The following is an 18,576-nucleotide window of genomic DNA, read 5'->3' as shown; positions in this document are numbered from 1 at the left end:
GGCACGGGAGGCGCCCGGAACTTACCCGTTGGCCTTCTTGTACGCCTCGACGACCTCGGCCGAGATCCGGCCACGCGCCGAGACGTCGATGCCGTTTTTGCGCGCCCATTCCCGGATGACCGTGGCCTGCTCCCGATCGTTCGCCGAACGCAGGACACCACCGCGTCCGCGCCGGGTACGACCGACTTTGCGGGCGTACGGAACCCACTGGTCGAAGAATCCGCGCAACTGACCGGCATTGTCCGCCGACAAGTCCATCTCGTATGCGACGCCGTCCACGGCGAAAGATACGGTTTCCTCGGCCTGAGACTTGCCGTCGTAGTCATCGACCAGAGTCACGACGACCTTGCGTGCCATAGAGATAATCCCTTCACGGTTACCGAGCGCGTGCAGTCGAAAAAACAATCGTAGCCAGTAGATAACAGATCAGTTCCACCCCGCGAACGGCGGGGTCCCCTGTCGCGGCACAGAAGCGTGCGGCGAACGGCGCACCGCCCGGTGACCGTGGAGACTTCACATATTGCACCCGCATCCCACGAACCGGCAAACCGCACGTCGCGGGACGCCTGGCGGTACTGCGACGGCGGCGACGCGCTTCCGCTCGGTACGCCCGAGGTGACCCCGATCTCGATCCGCTGTTGTCGCCGACGCCATTTCACCGCACCGTCGGTGCGGCGACGTGATTGTCCCGAATTCCCGGTCCCGGTGCGCGCTTCGCGGCACACTCTGTCCGATCACCGGCTCCGTCGAAGCCTTCGCGCGCTGCGAATCGACGCCATTCCCCCACCCCGCGTTTCCTTTTCACGGGTCCGGCTCACCGCCGATATACCCGACGCGTGTTCACCGGTCAATATGACAATCCTGTGAATCCGGCAGCGCACCGCGAGAACCGCTCGGCACAACCGACCACGCGGGGGGAGTCACACGGTCGGCGCTTTCCAACCCGCGACGGTGCACCCGCCTCGGCAGCGCGGGCGAGGTGGTCGCGGTAATCGGTCCGCTCGCGGGCGGGAGTTCGGCGCAGCGCCCCGGCGCATCACGGCGGACCAGGCATTCGGCGCGGCGGCGAGCTCCTCGAACAGCGTCCGGCGAGCAATTCGGCCCGGAACCGGGCCTGCGTCGACCCCACCTACGGGATGGGCGGCTGGTCACGCCGACTCGGACGACGATGGCGTAACGGCAAGGGCGCCGCCGCATTCCGCGTTTCGCGGGGAGCTGACGTCACCTCCCACGGCTGAGAAGGCGACCTCGTGGGCGCCGTTTTAGTCTGGACGACGCCCGGTCCAGCCGGAATACTGGCGTGCGCCGGTTTCGTCGGGGTCGGCCACGCCGGGTGTGCCGCATTCGGCCGGTTCACCGTTCGGAAGAAAGGACACCATCTCCCGATTCTGCAGACAGGCAGTCGGCCCGTGGAGAACGGCGGGGGGCCGAGTACCGTTCCGATCTCTGTCGAGCGAGTGGGGCCTCCGCGCGCCGCGGATCCCAGCAACGAATCAGATGTCGGCCGATTCGCGGAATTCGGCCAGACGAGCCCAGTGCACGAGCGGAAGTCGATAGTATGCGTGTGGCCTTATTGCCCGCAGGTACCAGGGGCGATCATCAACCGTATCTCGCGTTGGCGGACGAGTTCCGCGCCCGCGGGCACGAGGTGGAAATCACCGCCACCCGCAATCAGGCGCACATCGTGCGCAATGCCGACTTCGAACCCCACGTGATTCCCTTCGACGCCGCGGAATTACTCGAGACGCCCGCGGCCAGGCAGGCATTGGCCTCCGGCAGAACGCTGCCGTTCATTCGGATCATGCTCGACACGGTGAAGATCATCGAGGGTGGTCGCGGGGAGGCGATGCACGAGGTGCTCGCGAAAGCCTGCGCGGACGCGGATGTCGTCGTCGCCTGCGCGTCGACGCTGCCCTGGGCGATGGAGTTCCGGGAGAAGACCGGTACGCCGGTGATCGGCTGCCTGCCCTACCCGCTCGAGCGCACCGACGAGTTCCCGTCGTCGTTCATGGCGAAGAACATGACGACGTCCCGGATTGTCTCGCGTGCGACTTACAGCCTGTTCGAATTGTCCTATACGTTCCTGTATCGCAAGGTCGATCGCCAATTGCGGCAACAGATGGGGCTGGCGGGCAAGCCGCGCAATCCTTTTCGGCGACTGCGGGACGAGCGGACACCGCTGGTGCACATGGTGAGCCCGGTGCTGTTGCCGAAGCCGCACGATTGGCCCGAGCGCGCGACCGTCGTCGGTGCCCCCATTCTGCCGCAGCGGCTGCGCGACGCCTGGGGCGAAGCGGTCATCGACCCGGAACTCGACGCCTGGCTCGACGAAGGCGAACCACCGATCTATTTCTGCATGACCGGAATGCCCGTCGTCGATCCGGTGGAATGCCGCGAGATGATCGCCACGGTCTGCGCGCGGCTGGGCGCGCGGGCACTGGTCACGGTGAAAGCCGAGGGATTCCCGAAGGGGTTCAGCGCCGACCGCACCCTGCTGGTCATCGATTCGTTCGACTACGACCGCGTGCTGCCGCGCTGCCGCGCGGTGGTGCACCACGGCGGCAGCGGAAACACCCACGACGTGGTGCGCGCGGGGATTCCCGCCGTGGTGATCCCGGTGCACAGCGATCAGTTCTTCTACGGCTGGCGCATCGCCGCGCTCGGGATCGGAGCCACCTTCCCGTATCGCCGGATCACTCCCGATCGCCTGCACGAAGCGCTGGCGCAGGCCCTCACACCGCAGGCGCGGCAGCGGGCCGAGGAGATCGGCCGCACGGTCGCGGCGGAGAACGGCGTGTTCGCCGCCGTCGACGCCGTCGAGAAACTCGCCACCGCGTCCACCCGACCATGAGATGGCGGCCGGCGCCCGCGGGGAATCGCGGCGTCGCCCGATGAGCGCACGACCCCCGCGACAGTCGAGTTCCGAAGGTTGTACCGCATGACCGATTACCGTTCGTTCGTCGATGTGCTGCTCAGCCGTGGCGAGACGCCGAGCGACACGACCGCATACCGATTCCTGCGGACCGGTGACACGGACGGCCCCGTCGACGAGATCACCTACGCCGCGGTGTCGCTGCGCGCGCGGGCGATCGGCGCCGCGTTGCAGGACGGCGGCGTGCGCAGGGCCCTGCTGCTGTATCCGTCCGGATTGGATTTCATCGCGGGGTTCTTCGGCTGTCTGGCCGCCGATGTCGTCGCCGTGCCCGCACCCCTGCCCCAACTGGACGCCCGGTCCCTGCGGCGGCTGCGGCACATGGTCACCGACGCCGGCGTCGACGCGGTCCTCACCACCGGGCAGGTCCGCGCCGACGCGAGCGCGGCAGTCGAGCAACTGCCGGAACTGGCCGCGCTGAACTGGCTGGCGACCGACGAGATCCCCGACGAGGCGGCCGCGTCGTGGCGACAGCCCGCCGTAGGCCCCGATTCGGTGGCCTTCCTGCAGTACACCTCGGGTTCGACGAGCGCGCCACGCGGCGTCGTGGTCACGCACGCCAATCTGCTGCACAACGAGCGGGCCATCGCCGCGGCCCTGGGCCACACGCCGGAGCTGCTGGAGTCGCTCACCGACGCGCTGTTCGTCAGCTGGCTGCCGATGTATCACGACATGGGGCTCATCGCGCCGGTGCTGCAGACGATGTTCGTCGGCGCGAACGCGGTGTTGCTGTCCCCCCAGCATTTCCTGCAGCGCCCCGAGCGCTGGCCGGAGGCGGTGTCCGCGTTCGGCGCGCACACCAGCGGCGGTCCCAATTTCGGCTACGAGCTGTGCCTGCGCCGGATGACGCCCGCGCAGATCGAACCGCTCGACCTGCGCGGCTGGAAAGTGGCGTTCAACGGCGCGGAGACGGTGCGTCCTGCCACGGTGCGCCGATTCGCCGACACCTTCGCGAGCGCGGGGTTCCGGGCGGAGTCGTTCCAGCCGGTCTACGGCTTGGCCGAGGCGACGCTCATCGTCAGCGCCGCCGACATCGGCGCTCGGCCCACGGTGATCCTGCCGCCCGGCCGGTCCGAGCTGGTCGGCGTGGGGCGCCCCGCCGAGGGGCTGTCGATCGCCATCGTGGATCCGCGGCGACGCACCGAGTGCGCCGAAGGCGTCGAGGGCGAGATCTGGGTGTCGGGAACCAGTGTCGCCGCCGGATATTTCCGCGACGAGCAAGCCACCGCCGAGACCTTCCACGCCAGGCTCGGCGACGACGACCGGGATTTCCTGCGCACCGGCGATCTCGGATTCCGGTCCGGCGGTGAGCTGTTCGTCACCGGGCGGCGCAAGGACCTGCTGATCATCGACGGCAAGAACCATTACCCGCAGGACTTGGAGCTGACCGTCGAAACGGCGCACGACGCCGTCCGGCCGGGATGTGTGGCGGCCTTCTCGGTGGACGAGGGCATCGACGGGGAACTGCCCGTCGTGGTCGCGGAGGTGCGCACCGAGGACCCGGCCGAGCTCGCCGACGCCGAGGACGCGATCCGCGCGGCGATCGGCGCCGAGCACGGGCTCACGCTGCGGTCGGTGGTCCTGATCCGTCCCGGCGCGCTGCTGAAGACCAGTAGCGGCAAAGTACAGCGGCAAGCGTGCCGTGCGGCCTATCTCGACGAGGAGTTCTCCCCGCTCGTGCCCGTGCGCGGCGAGTTCGACGAGGCGTCGGTCACCGCCCCGTCGGCGGCGATGACCGCCGAGGAGATGCAGACCTGGCTGGTGGAGATCATCGCCCGGTTGGCGTATCTCGATCCCGCGCGGATCGACGTGCACCGGCCGCTGGTCGAGTTCGGTCTCGGCTCCGCCGATCTGGTCGAACTCGTGGTCGAGCTGTCCGACCGCGTCGGGCATCCGCTGGATACGAATCTGTTCTTCGAGCACCCCACCATCGCGCAGGTGGTCGCCGCGCTGCACCGCACCGAAGCCGACGCCGCGCCGGTCCGGCACCAGGAGGGCACCGGCGACGACGCCATCGCGATCATCTCGATGGCCTGCCGCTTCCCGGGCGGCGCCGACGATCCGGAAGCGCTGTGGCGCATGCTCGACGACGGACGCGACGGGCTGTCGGACGTGCCGCCGGGACGCTGGAGCACCGACGGGCTCTACGACCCGGACCCGGCCGCCGAGGGCAAGGCGTACACCTTCCGCGGCGGATACCTCACCCAGGTGGACGAGTTCGACGCCGCGTTCTTCGGCATCGGGCCGCGCGAGGCGGCGGTGATGGACCCGCAGCAACGGCTCATGCTGGAACTGAGCTGGGAGGCCATCGAACGGTCCGGCCGCGACCCCAGGCAGTTGCAGGGCAGCATGACCGGTGTCTATTTCGGGGTGTACAGCACCGGCTATCTCGCCGCTCCTGCGCCGCACCAACTGAACGGGCAGGTCGGCACGGGCCTGTCTCCCAGCGTGGCCTCCGGCCGGGTCGCGTACACGCTCGGGTTGCACGGACCCGCCGTCACCCTGGACACGGCGTGCTCGTCGGCGATCGTCGCGATGCACTTGGCCGCGCAGGCGTTGCGCGCGGGCGAGTGCGATCTGGCCCTGGCCGGCGGCGCGACGCTGCTGATGGGTCCGACCGCGCACGTGGAGCTGTGCAAGCTCGGTGTGCTGTCGCCGTCGGGACGCTGCGCGCCGTTCTCGGCGGGCGCGGACGGCACGGTGTGGGCCGAAGGCGCCGGTCTGGTGCTGTTGAAGCGGCTCGACGACGCCCGCCGCGACGGCGACCGGGTGCTCGCGGTGATCCGCGGCTCCGCGATCAACCAGGACGGGCGCAGCCAAGGCATCAGCGCGCCCAGCGGATTCGCGCAGGAGCAGGTCATCCGGGCGGCGTTGCATGCCGCGGGCGTTGCGCCCGAGGAGGTGGACTACGTCGAAGCGCACGGCACCGGCACCGCGCTCGGCGACCCCATCGAGGCACGCGCCCTGGCGCGCGTCTACGGTGCGGGCCGGGCGCCGGATCGCCCGCTCGGGGTTGGCTCGCTGAAATCCAATCTGGGACATACCCAAGCGGCGGCCGGGATCGGCGGCGTCATCAAACTGGTCCTCGGCCTGGCGCACGAGCGGATACCGGGAATGGCCTACGACGGGCCGCCGACACCGCAGCTCGACTGGGACGACAGCGGGTTGGTCGTGCGCACCGATCCGGCGCCGTGGCCGCGCGGCGCCCGTCCGCGCCGCGCCGCGGTCAGCGCGTTCGGGCTCAGCGGCACCAACGCCCACCTGATCCTCGAGGAGCCTCCCGCGCCGGAGGATCCGGCCGACACGTTCGACGACGACGTGCCGCACGACACCCGACCGGCGCTGCTGCCGATCTCGGCCCGGAGCCGGACGTCGCTGCGCGGTCAGGCGCGCCGCTTGCTCGAGCACGCCACCGGCGACGACACGTTGGCACCCGGCCCGGTGTCGCGCTCGCTCGCGTTGCAGCGCACACCGTTCGAATGGCGGGCCGTGGTCGTGGCGGCCGACCGCGCCGAGATGCTGTCGGGGCTGGGCGATCTCGCCGGTGAACAGGCAGCGCCCGATGTGGTGGTCGCCGCGGACGCGGCGCTCACCGCGGGCAAGACGGCGTTCGTCTTCCCGGGGCAGGGCGTGCAGTGGGCGGGAATGGCCCGGGACATGCTGGCCCGGTCCGAGGTCTTCCGCGCCGAATTCGCCCGGTGCGACGAAGCGTTCCGGCACCGCACCGGATGGTCGCTGGCGACCGCCCTGTTCGGACTCACCGCGGCCCAACTCGGTGACTTCACCGTGGTGCAACCGCTGCTGTTCGCCACGATGGCGGGGCTCGCGGCCGTCTGGCGGGACGCGGGTGTCACACCGGACGCCGTGATCGGGCACAGCCAAGGCGAGATCGCCGCGGCCTACGTATCGGGTGCGCTGAGCCTGGACGAGGCCGCTCAGGTGGTCGTGGCCCGCAGCCGCCTGATGGCCGACATCGCCGAGGAGGGCGCGATGGCGATGGTCGGCCTGCCCGCGCAGCGGCTCGAGCAGCGCTTGGCCGCGTTCGAGGGCGCGGTGTCGATCGCGGCGGTCAACATCCCCCGCTCGACCATCGTGGCGGGGGCCCGCGAGGCGGTCGAGACGCTGGTGGGCGAGCTGGAGGCGGAGCGGGTCGAGGTGCGGGTGCTGGCCGCGGGACCGGCGCTGGCGGGGCATTCGGTTCTGCTGGAACCGATCCGGGAGCGACTGCTGGACGAACTCGCCGGGCTCGGCGCCGTGGCACCGGCCGTCCCGTGGTACTCGACCGTGCTGGGCGAACAGCTGGGCGAGGACAGCGCCGATGCCCACTACTGGTATCGCAACGCGCGCGAGCCGGTCCGGTTCGCGAGCACGATCGAGCGCATGATCGGCGACGGGTTCCGGTATTTCGTGGAACTCGGGGTGCATCCGCTGCTGACCACGGCGGTGCGGGCCGTCGCGGAGCAGACCGGCCGCGAGATCGTCGCGGTCGGGTCGCTGGTGCGCGACCAGGACGGGCCGCGCAGCCTGGCCCGTGCTCAGGCCGCGCTGTGGGTGGCCGGCCGCGACCTCGACTGGTCGCGGCTGACGCCCGCGCAGGGCAGTGTCGATCTGCCGACCTACGCGTTCGACCGGCGGCGGTTCTGGACCGAGTCGGTGTCCGAGGACGCTTCCGCGCTGGGGTTGCAGGCCGCCGATCATCCGTTCGTCGGCGCCGTCGTGCCGCAACCGGATTCCGGCGGCGTCACGCTGACCGGCCGTCTCTCGCTGCGGACCCACCCGTGGCTGGCCGAGCACGCCGCGCCCGGCGTGGTCGTCCTGCCCGGCACCGGTCTGGTCGAGCTCGCGATCCGCGCCGGTGACGAGGTGGGCGCCGAGACCGTGCGGGAACTCGTGCTGCACGCGCCGCTGATCGTCCCGGCGGACGCCGCGGCGCAGATCCAGGTGGTGGTGGGCGACGCCGACGCCACCGGCCACCGGCCCGTCTCGATCCATTCCCGCCTGGAGCGAGATCTCGACACCTCGTGGACGCTGCACGCCCGTGGCGTGCTGGCGGCGGCCGCCGGAACCGATGCCGACGCCGTCGACACCACGCGGTGGCCTCCGGCGGACGCGGCGGCGGTCGACGTCGAGGACATGTACGCGCGGTTGTCCGATCGCGGGCACCGGTACGGTCCGCTGTTCCGGTCGGTGCGGGCGGCGTGGCGGCGCGGCGCGGAAGTCTTCGCCGAGGTGGCGCTTCCTGAGCAGGCCCACGGTGACGCCGCGCGGTTCGGGATCCACCCCGCCCTGTTCGACTCGGCACTGCACGCGGCGCTGCTGCTCGGCGCGGACGACGACGGTTCGGCACTGATGCCTTTCTCGTGGACCGGCGTAGATCTGCACGCCTCCGGCGCGACGGCGTTGCGGGTCCGGATCACCCAGGGCGAGGACGGAGTCCGCGTGCTGGCCGGCGATCACACCGGCCAGCCGGTCGTGTCGGTGGAATCACTGGTTCTGCGGCCCGCGCCGGCGGCGCGGGCACTCGACGGGGCGACGGTCGCCGCGCACCGCACCTTGTTCCGGCCGGAGTGGACTGCCCTGCCCGCTCCTGCGTCCGTCCGGCCGGTCGTCGCGGTGCCCTGGTCTCGGCTCGGCCCGCACGACGCGCCCCCGGACGCGGTGCTCATCGAGGTAGCCGACGGTGATTCGGTCGACGCGGTGCACACCGTGCTGCGGCAGACACTCGAGGCCTTGCAGGCGGCACTGGACGACCCGCGACTGGGCGCGGCGACGATCATGGTGCGCACCAGGCGGGCGATGGCGCTGTCCGGGGAGGACGTCCCGAACACCGCCGGAGCCGCGGTCTGGGGGATGGCCCGCACGGCGCAGTCGGAGAACCCGGAGCGCGTCGTGCTGGTCGACAGCGCCGACGCCGAGATCGACATCGCGGCGGTACTCGCCTCCGGTGCGGCGCAAGTGGTGGTGCGCGAGGGCGCGCTGTTCGCACCGCGGCTCGTGCGGCCTCCGGTGACCGCGGCCGCGCCGGGCGCTCCCGGCTTCGGGGACGGATTCGTGCTCGTCACCGGAGCGCCGGGACGACTCGGTTCGCTGCTGGCCGGGCATCTGGTGCGCGCCCACGGGGTCAGCAAACTGCTGCTGGCCAGCCGCCGGGGCTCCGACGGCCCCGGCGCGGAGGCCTTGCGCGCCGAGCTCACCGGCCTCGGCGCGGAGGTGGTCTTCGCCCGCTGCGACGTGAGCGACCGAGCCGCGCTGGCCGAGCTGCTGCGCGGACGCACGCTCAGCGGCGTCGTCCACGCGGCCATGGTGCTCGACGACGCCACGCTGGGATCACTGACGCCGCAACGGCTCGAAGCCGTCCTGCGACCGAAGGTCGACGCGGCGTATCACCTGCACGAGCTGACCTCGGGCATGGACCTGGCGTGTTTCGTCCTGTTCTCCTCGGTCGCGGGCGTGCTCGGCAATCCGGGTCAGGCGAACTACGCCGCCGCCAACGCCTACCTCGATGCCCTCGCCACCCACCGGGCGGCGCGGGGGCTGACCGCGCAGTCGCTGGCGTGGGGTCCGTGGAGCCTGGACATGCACGAGGTGATGGCGGCGGCCGACATCCGTCGCATGGAACGCACCGGTGTACGCCCGCTCGGCGCGCAAGACGGACTGGCGGCGTTCGACGCGGCGTTGCGGCGGAGCGAACCGGTGCTGGCGCTGATGCGGATCGATGCGGACGCGATGCGGCGCGCGCCCGCCGTCGCGCCGATGCTGCGCGGGCTGGTCCGTCCTTCGACGCGCCGCGCGGCGGTCCACCGCTGGGCCACCGACCCGTCGGCGCGGTCGCGGTTCGCCGAGCGGCTGCGCGGCTTGCCGCCCGGCGAGGCGGTCGCGGTCGCGGTGGACGTGGTCGCGCGCTGGGCCGCCGACGTGCTCGGTCACACCGGCGCGGAGGCCATCGCGCCGGACCGGTCGTTCCAGAGCCTGGGCATGGACTCGCTGATGGCGGTGGAACTGCGCAATCGGTTGCGCGACGATACCGGCATCCTGGTGCCGCTCAGCGAGATCTTCGCCCACCAGAGTCCGGCCGCGCTGGCCGCCTACCTCGTCGAGGAGGCCGCGCGCTCGGCTACCGGCGTGCCCGCCGTGGTCCCGGGCGAGCAGGAGGTTCCCGATGTCGTCAGGCTGCCCGTCACCCGGGATCTGATGCGGCTGCTGCGGACGCAACGGCAAGGGGTTCCGAGTGTCGCCCAGACCGGCGGACTGGCCATGCGGCTGCGCACGGCGGTCGGACGCGCCGAACTGGAAGCGATGCTGACTCGCCTCGCCGGGCGCCACGCGGCGCTGCGCACGGTGATCGTGCCGAGCGACGAGCACGGCATCCAGCTCGAGGTGCGGTCGACGCCGGGTGGGCCGCTGCTGCGGTGGACAGAGGTCGATCGACTCGACCACGCCGTCGCGCGCGCACGGTTCCGCGAGCTGATGCGCGAGCCGTTCGACCTGGCGCGAGGGCCGCTGTGGCGGTTCGAGCTGCTGGCGTCCGGTTCCGGCGAGCAGATGCTGATCTTCGGCGCGCACCACGGCATGTGCGATGTCCAGTCGATGTTGCTGGTGGCCGGGGAGATCGACGCCGAGCTGTCGGGCACGGCCTTCCCGGATACGTTGTCCAACAAAGACATCCACGATCTGCTCGCGGCCCAGGCGCCGCAGGCCGAGCCCGACGCCGAATGGCGCAGGGAGTTCGCCGGCAGCCGCCGCCTCGACCTCACCCTCGCCGGCCCGCGGCCTGCGCAGCGCAGTCACCGTGCGGGCGAGGTGCTGCTGGAACTGCCCGCCGAGCTGCAGGAGGGCGTGGCGCGGCGCGCGCGGGAGCTGGGCATCACGCCCGCGGCGCTGTTCCTCGGCACGCTGACGGTGCTGCTCGCCAGGCGGCAGGACAACGACCGATTCGCGCTCGCGGTCCCGGTGGACACCCGCATCCACGCCGACGCGCCAACGGGCGTCGGCTATTTCGGTGTGCCGGTGCCCTATCCGGCGACCGTCGAGCCGGGCGAGTCGATCGATGACCTGCTGCGCCGCACCGGCGACCGGCTGCGGCGCCTGCTGGTGCCGGGAGCCGGTTTCTCCGACGCGCTCGCCGCGCTCGCCGCGGAAGGGCTGTATCGGGACAACGCGCCGCTGGTGGAGGTGTACTTCAACTATCTGCGGGCCAATTCCGCCGTCCGCCCCGCGGATCTGGTTCCAGTGGGGACCGGGTACTCCGATCTCGATCTGATGGTGGCCGTGCTGGCCGACGCGGGCCAGATCTGGTTCACCTACAACGCAGACATCATCGATGACCCGGCCTGCACCCGCCTCGGCCACGACTACCTGGCGCTGCTCGGCGAGGTGATCGAGCACGCCGGGCTGCCTGCGCGCCCGCGCTCGCGCGCACCGCGCCCGGCCGCGCCCGGGGGCGTCGCGTTCGCCGCCACGTTCGCGCTGGGCAAGCTGCCGGATCTGTATCACGCGGCGTCGGCGCCCGGCCACGGCGAGGACGGACCGACCGTGCTCGAGGCGCCCTACCACCACGTCCTGGCCGGGTTGCGCGACCCGTCCGGCGTCTTCGCGCAACCGTCCACCGCCCTGGGCATCGTCTTGCTGCGGGCGGCGGACCTGGAGCGATTCGGCGCGCTCACCGACGACTCGCTCGCCGAACTGGCCGAGCAGTACCCCGCGGCGGTCCGGGAAGCGGCCGAGCGCGCCCGGGTGCCGATCATCGTCGGCTTCCTGCCCGCACCCGACCTCGACGAGCGCCTCCGCCGCTGGGAGCAGCGGACCGCGGGGCGGCTGCGGGAGATCCCCGGCGTCGCGGTCCTCACCGAACCCGACTGGACGCGCGAGCACCGGGTGGCGCACCGCTTCGACGAGCAGACCGACGCGCTGGCTCACCTGCCCTTCACCGAGGAATTCCAGGCCGCGGTGGCGCTGACGCTCGCCGCCGTCGCACGGGCGGCCCTGCTGCCCGCGCCGAAGGTCATCGCCGTGGACGGCGACGACACGCTGTGGAGCGGCGTCGTGGCGGAGATCGGCCCGGCGGCGGTCACCTTCGACCCGCCACGGCTGGCGCTGGCGCAGCGGTTGCGGCAGTGGCGCGCCGCGGGCACCCTGCTGGTGCTGATCAGCAACAACGACGAGGCATCCGTCCGAGCCGTCCTCGACCGTCCGGACAGCCCGCTGCGCGCCACGGACTTCACCGTCGTCTCCACCGGATGGGACAGCAAGGCCGAGCGGCTGGAGCAGGCCGCGCGGACCGTGGGCTTCGCGCTCGACGCGGTGGTCTATCTCGACGACAACCCGGTCGAGATCGCGAAAATACGCTCGCGCGCACCGGAAGTGCTCGCGGTGACCTGTCCGCCGGTCGGGGAACTGGAGGCGTTCCTCACGCGGTTGTGGCCGGTGACGCCGGTTGCCGTGACCGCGGAGGACGCCGAGCGCGCGGAGTTCTATCTGCGCGACCGCGAACGAGACCTGGCTCGGGAGCAGTCGGACTTCGCGCAGTTCCTCGACGGCTTGGAGCTGGCGGTGACCGTCGAGTCGCTGTCGGATCGGAGCATGCCCCGCGCGGCCCAGCTCGTCCGGCGGACCAGCCAATTCGTCCTGGACGCTGTCACCGAGGAGGATGTCGACCGGTGGCGGGAGGAAGGCGAGGTGTGGACCGCGTCGGCGCGCGACCGGTTCGGCGACTACGGAACGGTCGCCCTGCTCGCGGTGCGCGCCGACGGCTCGGCGCTGCGGTTGCTCGGCTGGCATCTCAGCTGCCGCGCCCTCGGGCGCGGGGTCGAAGAACGCCTGCTCGGCTGGCTGGCCGAGCGCGCGGCGGCACTGGGCTGCGCGACGGTGCGGATGACCGTGCACCGCACCGCACGCAACGTGCCCGCCCGCCGGTTGGCCGCCGCGCTCGGCGGCGGCGCCATCGATGACGAGCGACTCGAGGTCGACGTGCCGCTGGAGCGCCTGCGGACGTTCCGATCCTGGGCGCAATGACCAGCAGCGACAAGGAGTTCCGCGTGCGCAGTCCGAACGGCGAGCACCCGCCGCATACCGAGCGAGCCGATCGGCGCGCGCTCGCCGAGGCCATCGAAAGCGGTGGCGGTCTCGACGTGTCCGCGCTGCTGGCGCGCGCGGGCGGTCCGGTACGCACCCCTACGGAGATCGCGCGCTCCGGCGCATGGAGCGCCGAGTCGCTCACGACGGCGATGACCGCGGTGGCGAACCGGTTCACCGCCGAGCCGATCGGGCCGGAAACGGACTTCTTCGACGGCGGCGGCACGTCCGTCGCCGCGGTCCAGTTCGTCGCGGCGCTGGCCGGGGAACTGGACGTGCACCTCGACCTGGACGACGTCTTCGCCGACGCGCGCCCGCGCAGGCTGGCCCAGCGCTGGTTGGGTACCCGCGCCGAAGCCACGGAACCCGACCGGCCCGCGGTGGGAACAGGTGTCGTCGACGAAGAGTTCGCACAGCTCATGTCCGATGTCGCCGGAGCCGACCGGCTCCCGCTGGTCGACCCGCCGGACCGGGTCGTCCCCCGACGCATCCTGCTCACCGGAGCCACCGGCTTCCTGGGCAGTCATCTGCTGCTGGACCTGTTGCGCGGCAGCGACGCGCAGGTGGTCTGCCTGGTCCGCGCGCAGGACGACGCGGATGCGCTCGACCGGCTGGCCGCCGCGCTGACGCGGTTCCTGCTGCCGTGGTCAGCGGAGGTGCGCAGGCGGGTGACGGTGCTGCCCGGCGACCTGCGCGAGCCGAACCTCGGCCTGTCCGAGGCACGCTGGGCGGCGCTGGCGGAAGAGGTCGACGCCATCGTCAACGTCGGCGCAGCGGTCGACTTCCTGCGCGGCTACCGGTCACTGCGCAGCACGAACGTGCTCGGCCCGCTGACCCTGGCGCGGCTGGCGGCGACCGGGAGACCCAAACCGCTGCACCACGTCTCCTCGATCGCGGTGTTCAACGAACTCGGCATCGCCGCGATGGGCGAGGACGATCCGGTGGCGAACATCGGCAAGCTGGTGATCGGCTACGACCGGACGAAATGGGCGGCCGAGGCGGTCATGCGGCGGGCTCGCGAGCACGGACTGGTCGTCACGGTGCTGCGGCCCGGCGGCATCGGCGGCCACCGCGAGACCGGAGCGCACAATCCGCGCGACCTCAACAGCGGCATCATCGCGGCGCTCTCGCGGTTCGGCACCGTCCCCGCCCTGCGCAATCTCCATGTCGCTCCGGTCGATTGGGTGAGCAAGGTCGCCGCGGCGATCGTCTGCGCGCCGACGGCGTGGGGCCACAACTACCACCTCACCGGCACGCCCACCACCCTCGAGCAGATGCTCGGCGAATCCGCCGCGATCGGCATGGACATGCGGGTACAGCACTGGGCCGCCTGGTGCGACGAGGTGGTGGAACGGATCCGCACCGAGCCGGTCCCCGAGCTGGAATCGCTGGCGCAGGTGCTGCGCAGCCCCGTCGCGCGCCACCCGCTGGAGACCATGGCATCCGTTCCCGCCGCCACCGACGAGCGCACCCGCGCTTTCCTGCGCGCGCACCAGCTGCCCGCGCCCGTCCGCTACGGCGCCCAGTCCCAACGCAAGACGCTGGAGCGGCTCGCCGATACCGGCTTGGCACGGCTGCCGCAGTCGCAGGACACGCCCTATCTGTGGTTCTCGGAGACCTTGGCGGGAACGCTCGGGCCCGTCGGCGCACCGGCCGACACGTCCTGCACCCTGAATCTGCGGCTGTCCATCGCGAGCACCCACCAGCTGGTGGCCGGGCGCACCGTCGACGTCAGCGGCGAACTACGGTGCGCGCTGCTGCACGACGAACCGCTGGCCGTGTCCGGTGCGCTGTCGGTCCGCCCGCACGACGGCATCCCGATCCGGCACGGGCTGAAACATCCGCTCATGCACTATCGGCTCACACTGCGCGACGCCGACGGCGGAACGTGGTGGCTGTCCGGCTACAAGAACGCCGAGGCGCGCCGCACCCTGATCAGGCAGGCGCGCACGCTGAGCGTCGAACTCGGCCGCGAGGGCGAACCGGCGGGCTTCGCGGGCGAAGTCGCCGTCCCGCTGGACACCTACCTGCGCGATCAGATCGACGGCATCCACGTGGATCCGCGGTTGTCGGAGCGGCAGCGGCGGGCCGCGAAGCTGTTGTGGCTGAGCTGGTTCGGGTCCCAGCTCGGCAAGGGGCTGCTGGAACCCGCGCTGCGCGTGGGCACCGAACTGCTGGATCTGCGCCGAAACGCGAAGGAGTTCCGCTGATGCTCACCCCCATCCGGCCGGGCGCCGCGCCGACGGTGGAGGACATCCCGTTCCGCACCACCGACGGCACGCGGCTGGGCCTGCGCCGCGTCGTCGTCGACGATTCCGGCCGGCCCGCGGTGCTGCTGGTGCACGGCCACGGCGTCTCCTCGGAGATGTTCCTGCTGCCCGAGACCCGCACGATCGTCGACGCGCTGCTCGACGCGGGATACCAGCCCTGGCTGCTGGACTGGCGCGGCAGCTGCCGCCTGCCGTACAACGCCGCAGGGCCGCGCTTCAGCTTCGACGACGTGGCGCTCTACGACCTGCCCGAAGCCGTCGGCGAGATCCGGCAGCGGATCGGCGACCAGCCGCTGTTCGTGGTCGCGCATTGCGTCGGCGCCTTGGCGCTGTCGATGAGCATGACCGCGGGACTGGTACCGGGGCTGGCCGGCGTCGTCGCCCAGGGCGTCTTCCTCACGCCCAAGGTGAGCAGCGCGGTGCGGATGCGGGTGCTGGTGGGCGGCGAACTGCTCGGTTCCCGGGTACACCACCTCGAATCCGACTTCCGCAAAGTCGGGTTGTGGTCGCGGAAAACGCTGCTGTACGCGTTGCTCACCCGGAAAGGGGAATGCACCGACCCCACCTGCCGGATGGTCCACGGCAGCTGGGGCATGGGCGCCCAGCTGTTCGTGCACGAGCATCTCGATCCGCGCACCCACGACCGCCTCGCGGAGCTGTTCGGCCCGATCCCGGTGCACGTGCTGCCTCAGCTGCGGCGAATGGAGCTGGCGCACGCCGTCCAACGCTGGAACGACCACGACGACCGCTACCGCGTGCTGCCGGAGAACGCCTTGGACCACGCCGACCGGATCGATTGCCCGGTGCTGCTGCTGTCGGGCAGCCGCAACGAGGTCTGGCTGGACTCGAACAAGCTGTGCCACGACGTGCTCGCCACCCGCAACCCCCAGCTGGAGGTCCGCTACGTCGAAATCCCTTCCTACGGTCACCTCGACACCTTCCTCGGCCGCGGCGCGGCACTGGACGTCTACGGGCACATCCTGGAATTCCTCGACGGGCACCGGACTTCCGCGCCCGGATCGGCAGGCACGGCGTGAGCGGACACGGCGACGACGGCCGGTCGCTGCGCATCGCGATGTTCGCGGATTTCCACCCGGCCACCCTCGGTGGGATCCAGACGTCGATGCGCGCGCAGCGCACCGCGTTGGAGCGGCTCGGCCATCGCGTCACCGTGTTCACCATCCCGCCACCGGAATCCACGCCGCCCGACCCCGGGATCGTCGTTCTCGCGACCACGCCGGGCCTGACCGTGAACGGCTACCCCGTCGCCCTGCCGACCCGCAGGAACGCACACCTCATCGATGCGGTCTTCGCCGAGCGCGGCTTCGACGTCGTGCACGCGCAGACCACCTACGGCGCGGGCGTCGCAGGCTTACGCGCCGCGCGCCGCCACCTCCTTCCCGTCGTCCAGTCGATGCACAGCCGCGACGACTCCTTCATCGAACGCAATTCCCCGTTCCCCTACCTCGCCGCGCTCACCATGCGCCTGCTGCACGGCCGGTTCGTCGGCTTGCGCACCGCCATGCCGCGCCTGCCGGAAAGCCGTACCGCGCGACATGCCTGGCGGCCGCTGGTCGCCCAAGCCCAGGCCGCCGATCACGTCGTAGTGCCGACCCGGCATTTCGCTCAGCGGTTGGCCGCCCACGGCGTGGACCGTCCGACGCACGTGGTGTCCAACGGAGTAGACGACGACCTGGTGCGCGCCCTCCCGGAACGCTCCAGCGGCCCGGATCGGCCGCTGCGCGTGCTGTGGTGCGGCCGTTTCTCCGCGGAGAAACGGCCGCTGGAGGCCGTCGAAGCGGTGCACCGCGCCGGAGGCTGTCTGCTCGACATCTATGGGGCGGGAGCGCTGGAGCCTCGACTGCGCTCGGCCGTCGACCGGCTGGGGCTGCGCGAGCGGGTGCGGTTGCACGGCGAGGTGAGCCAGGCCGAGTGCCTGGCCGCCATGCGCGCCCACGACGTGCTGCTGTTCCCGTCCGCCGGGTGCGACACCCAGGGCATGGTGCTGCTCGAAGCCGTCGCGGCGGGCATTCCGGTGCTGCACTGCGACCCCGACGTCACCGAAACCGTCCCCGCGGGCGGGGAATACCGCGCCCGCGATGCCTCGACAGCCGCGCTCGCCGAGGCGCTGCGTGAACTAGTGGATCGTCCGGAGCGGCTCGCCGCCATGCGCGATGTCCTGGCCCGCCACGCCAAACGCACCTTGCAGTCGCGGTTCACCGCGCGCTTGGTCTCGGTCTACACCGAGGCGATCGCCGACGCCGAGTCAGCTCGGTTGCCGTAGCGGCAGGCCCGCCGCGGTGTAGATCGCATCGATGACGCTCATCGTGGCCACCGCGTCCTCCGGCGAGGTGAGTACCGGCTCACCGTGGCGCACCGCCGCGACGAAGGCGTCGAGCTGATAGGCGTATGTGGTGCGGCGCGAAGTCTTCTCCGTGCGGCTACCGCGCTCCGAACGCACCGACAGCCTGCGCGGCAACTGCGGAGCCACCGGGTTGACCACCCGCATCTCGCCGCGTTCGCCCACCACTCGCGCGCCGATGCGCAGCAGATCCGACGACCACATCGAGCAGCGGACCCGCCCGGTGTGACCGGAGGGGAAACGCAACTGCGCGCTCATCGCGCGGTCGATCCGCGGACCGCGCAACTTCGCGGTCGCCGCGACGACTTCCGGGTCCTCGCCGCCGAACACCCTGGCCATGTGGACCGCGTAGCAGCCCGCGTCCATCAGCGCCCCACCGGCGAGCGCGTAGTCGTAGCGGATATCGGAGAATCGCGGCAGCGGAAAGCACATGGCGGTGTCCACCCGCACCAGCTTGCCGAGTTCCCCGGAGGCGATGATCTGCTCCGCCCGCCGGGTCATCGGGTGGTAGCGATAGTGGAACGCTTCCATGACCACCCGGTCGGACGTCGCGGCCAGTGCGGCGATCTCCTCGGCCTCGGCGGCATTGGCGGTGAACGGCTTCTCGCACAACACGTGTTTTCCCGCCGCGAGCGCCGCTTTCGTCCACCGGCCGTGCAGGCCGTTCGGCAGCGGGTTGTAGACGGCGTCGATGTCCGGCGCGGCCACCAGTGCCGCGTAGCTGTCGAAGACCTGCGCGATGCCGTGCTCGCGCGCGAACGCGCGCCCACGTTCCGGCTCGCGGGCGGCCACCGCCGCCACCACGACGTCCGGGTTCTCCCCGGCGGGACGCACCAGGGCAGCCGGTGCGATGCGGGCGGCGCCCAGGATGCCGATCCGCAGCGGCGGTCCGGATTGTCTCATGCGCGCGACTGTAGCAATGGAACCGATTGCGCCGCCGA

7 protein-coding genes are annotated in these 18,576 nt (G+C 71.5%); 5 read left to right on the top strand and 2 right to left on the bottom strand.

Annotation, left to right across the window (positions count from 1 at the left end; all coding sequences use genetic code 11):
• Nucleotides 1-21: 21 nt before the first annotated feature.
• The gene (locus HOV91_RS09440; protein WP_043725771.1) at nt 22-357 is read right to left on the bottom strand and encodes a histone-like nucleoid-structuring protein Lsr2; all 336 of its coding nucleotides are present in this window, start codon (nt 355-357) and stop codon (nt 22-24) included.
• A 1,201-nt stretch (nt 358-1,558) separates the two neighbouring features.
• Between HOV91_RS09440 and HOV91_RS09435 the strand changes: the two genes are divergently transcribed.
• The 5 genes from HOV91_RS09435 to HOV91_RS09415 all read left to right on the top strand — a co-directional run bounded on the left by HOV91_RS09435 (nt 1,559) and on the right by HOV91_RS09415 (nt 17,557).
• Nucleotides 1,559-2,851 (top strand): glycosyltransferase, encoded by a 1,293-nt coding sequence (locus HOV91_RS09435; protein WP_174185064.1) that lies wholly within the window; start codon nt 1,559-1,561, stop codon nt 2,849-2,851.
• Between the two features lie 87 nt (nt 2,852-2,938).
• Nucleotides 2,939-12,943, top strand: a complete 10,005-nt coding sequence (locus tag HOV91_RS09430; RefSeq protein ID WP_174185063.1) for a hybrid fatty acyl-AMP ligase/type I polyketide synthase — start codon at nt 2,939-2,941, stop codon at nt 12,941-12,943.
• A complete protein-coding gene (locus tag HOV91_RS09425; RefSeq protein WP_174185062.1) occupies nt 12,940-15,213 on the top strand; it encodes a thioester reductase domain-containing protein in 2,274 nt (757 codons plus the stop codon). Before HOV91_RS09430 ends, HOV91_RS09425 begins: the two co-directional genes overlap by 4 nt.
• Nucleotides 15,213-16,310 (top strand): alpha/beta hydrolase, encoded by a 1,098-nt coding sequence (locus tag HOV91_RS09420; RefSeq protein WP_174185061.1) that lies wholly within the window; start codon nt 15,213-15,215, stop codon nt 16,308-16,310. The genes HOV91_RS09425 and HOV91_RS09420 overlap by 1 nt, the downstream gene beginning before the upstream one ends.
• Nucleotides 16,307-17,557, top strand: a complete 1,251-nt coding sequence (locus HOV91_RS09415) for a glycosyltransferase (protein WP_312884533.1) — start codon at nt 16,307-16,309, stop codon at nt 17,555-17,557. Before HOV91_RS09420 ends, HOV91_RS09415 begins: the two co-directional genes overlap by 4 nt.
• On the opposite strand, the gene HOV91_RS09410 is transcribed toward HOV91_RS09415, so the two are convergent.
• Complete coding sequence (locus HOV91_RS09410) at nt 17,540-18,538, bottom strand: Gfo/Idh/MocA family protein (RefSeq protein ID WP_174185060.1); 999 nt, start codon at nt 18,536-18,538, stop codon at nt 17,540-17,542. The genes HOV91_RS09415 and HOV91_RS09410 overlap by 18 nt on opposite strands.
• Nucleotides 18,539-18,576: the final 38 nt, after the last annotated feature.

Origin of the sequence: Nocardia barduliensis (genome assembly GCF_013315795.1) — a bacterium.
Classification (GTDB): Bacteria; Actinomycetota; Actinomycetes; order Mycobacteriales; family Mycobacteriaceae; genus Nocardia; species Nocardia barduliensis.
The sequence above is the reverse complement of the archived record's forward strand: the minus strand, read 5'-3'. Positions and strand labels throughout refer to the sequence as shown.

What these genes read in the sequence shown, in the direction of transcription:
- HOV91_RS09425 (WP_174185062.1), top strand. Translation starts at nt 12,940, where the DNA reads ATGACCAGCAGCGACAAGGAGTTCCGCGTGCGCAGTCCGAACGGCGAG.
- HOV91_RS09440 (WP_043725771.1), bottom strand. Translation starts at nt 357, where the DNA reads ATGGCACGCAAGGTCGTCGTGACTCTGGTCGATGACTACGACGGCAAG.
- HOV91_RS09430 (WP_174185063.1), top strand. Translation starts at nt 2,939, where the DNA reads ATGACCGATTACCGTTCGTTCGTCGATGTGCTGCTCAGCCGTGGCGAG.
- HOV91_RS09435 (WP_174185064.1), top strand. Translation starts at nt 1,559, where the DNA reads ATGCGTGTGGCCTTATTGCCCGCAGGTACCAGGGGCGATCATCAACCG.
- HOV91_RS09410 (WP_174185060.1), bottom strand. Translation starts at nt 18,538, where the DNA reads ATGAGACAATCCGGACCGCCGCTGCGGATCGGCATCCTGGGCGCCGCC.
- HOV91_RS09420 (WP_174185061.1), top strand. Translation starts at nt 15,213, where the DNA reads ATGCTCACCCCCATCCGGCCGGGCGCCGCGCCGACGGTGGAGGACATC.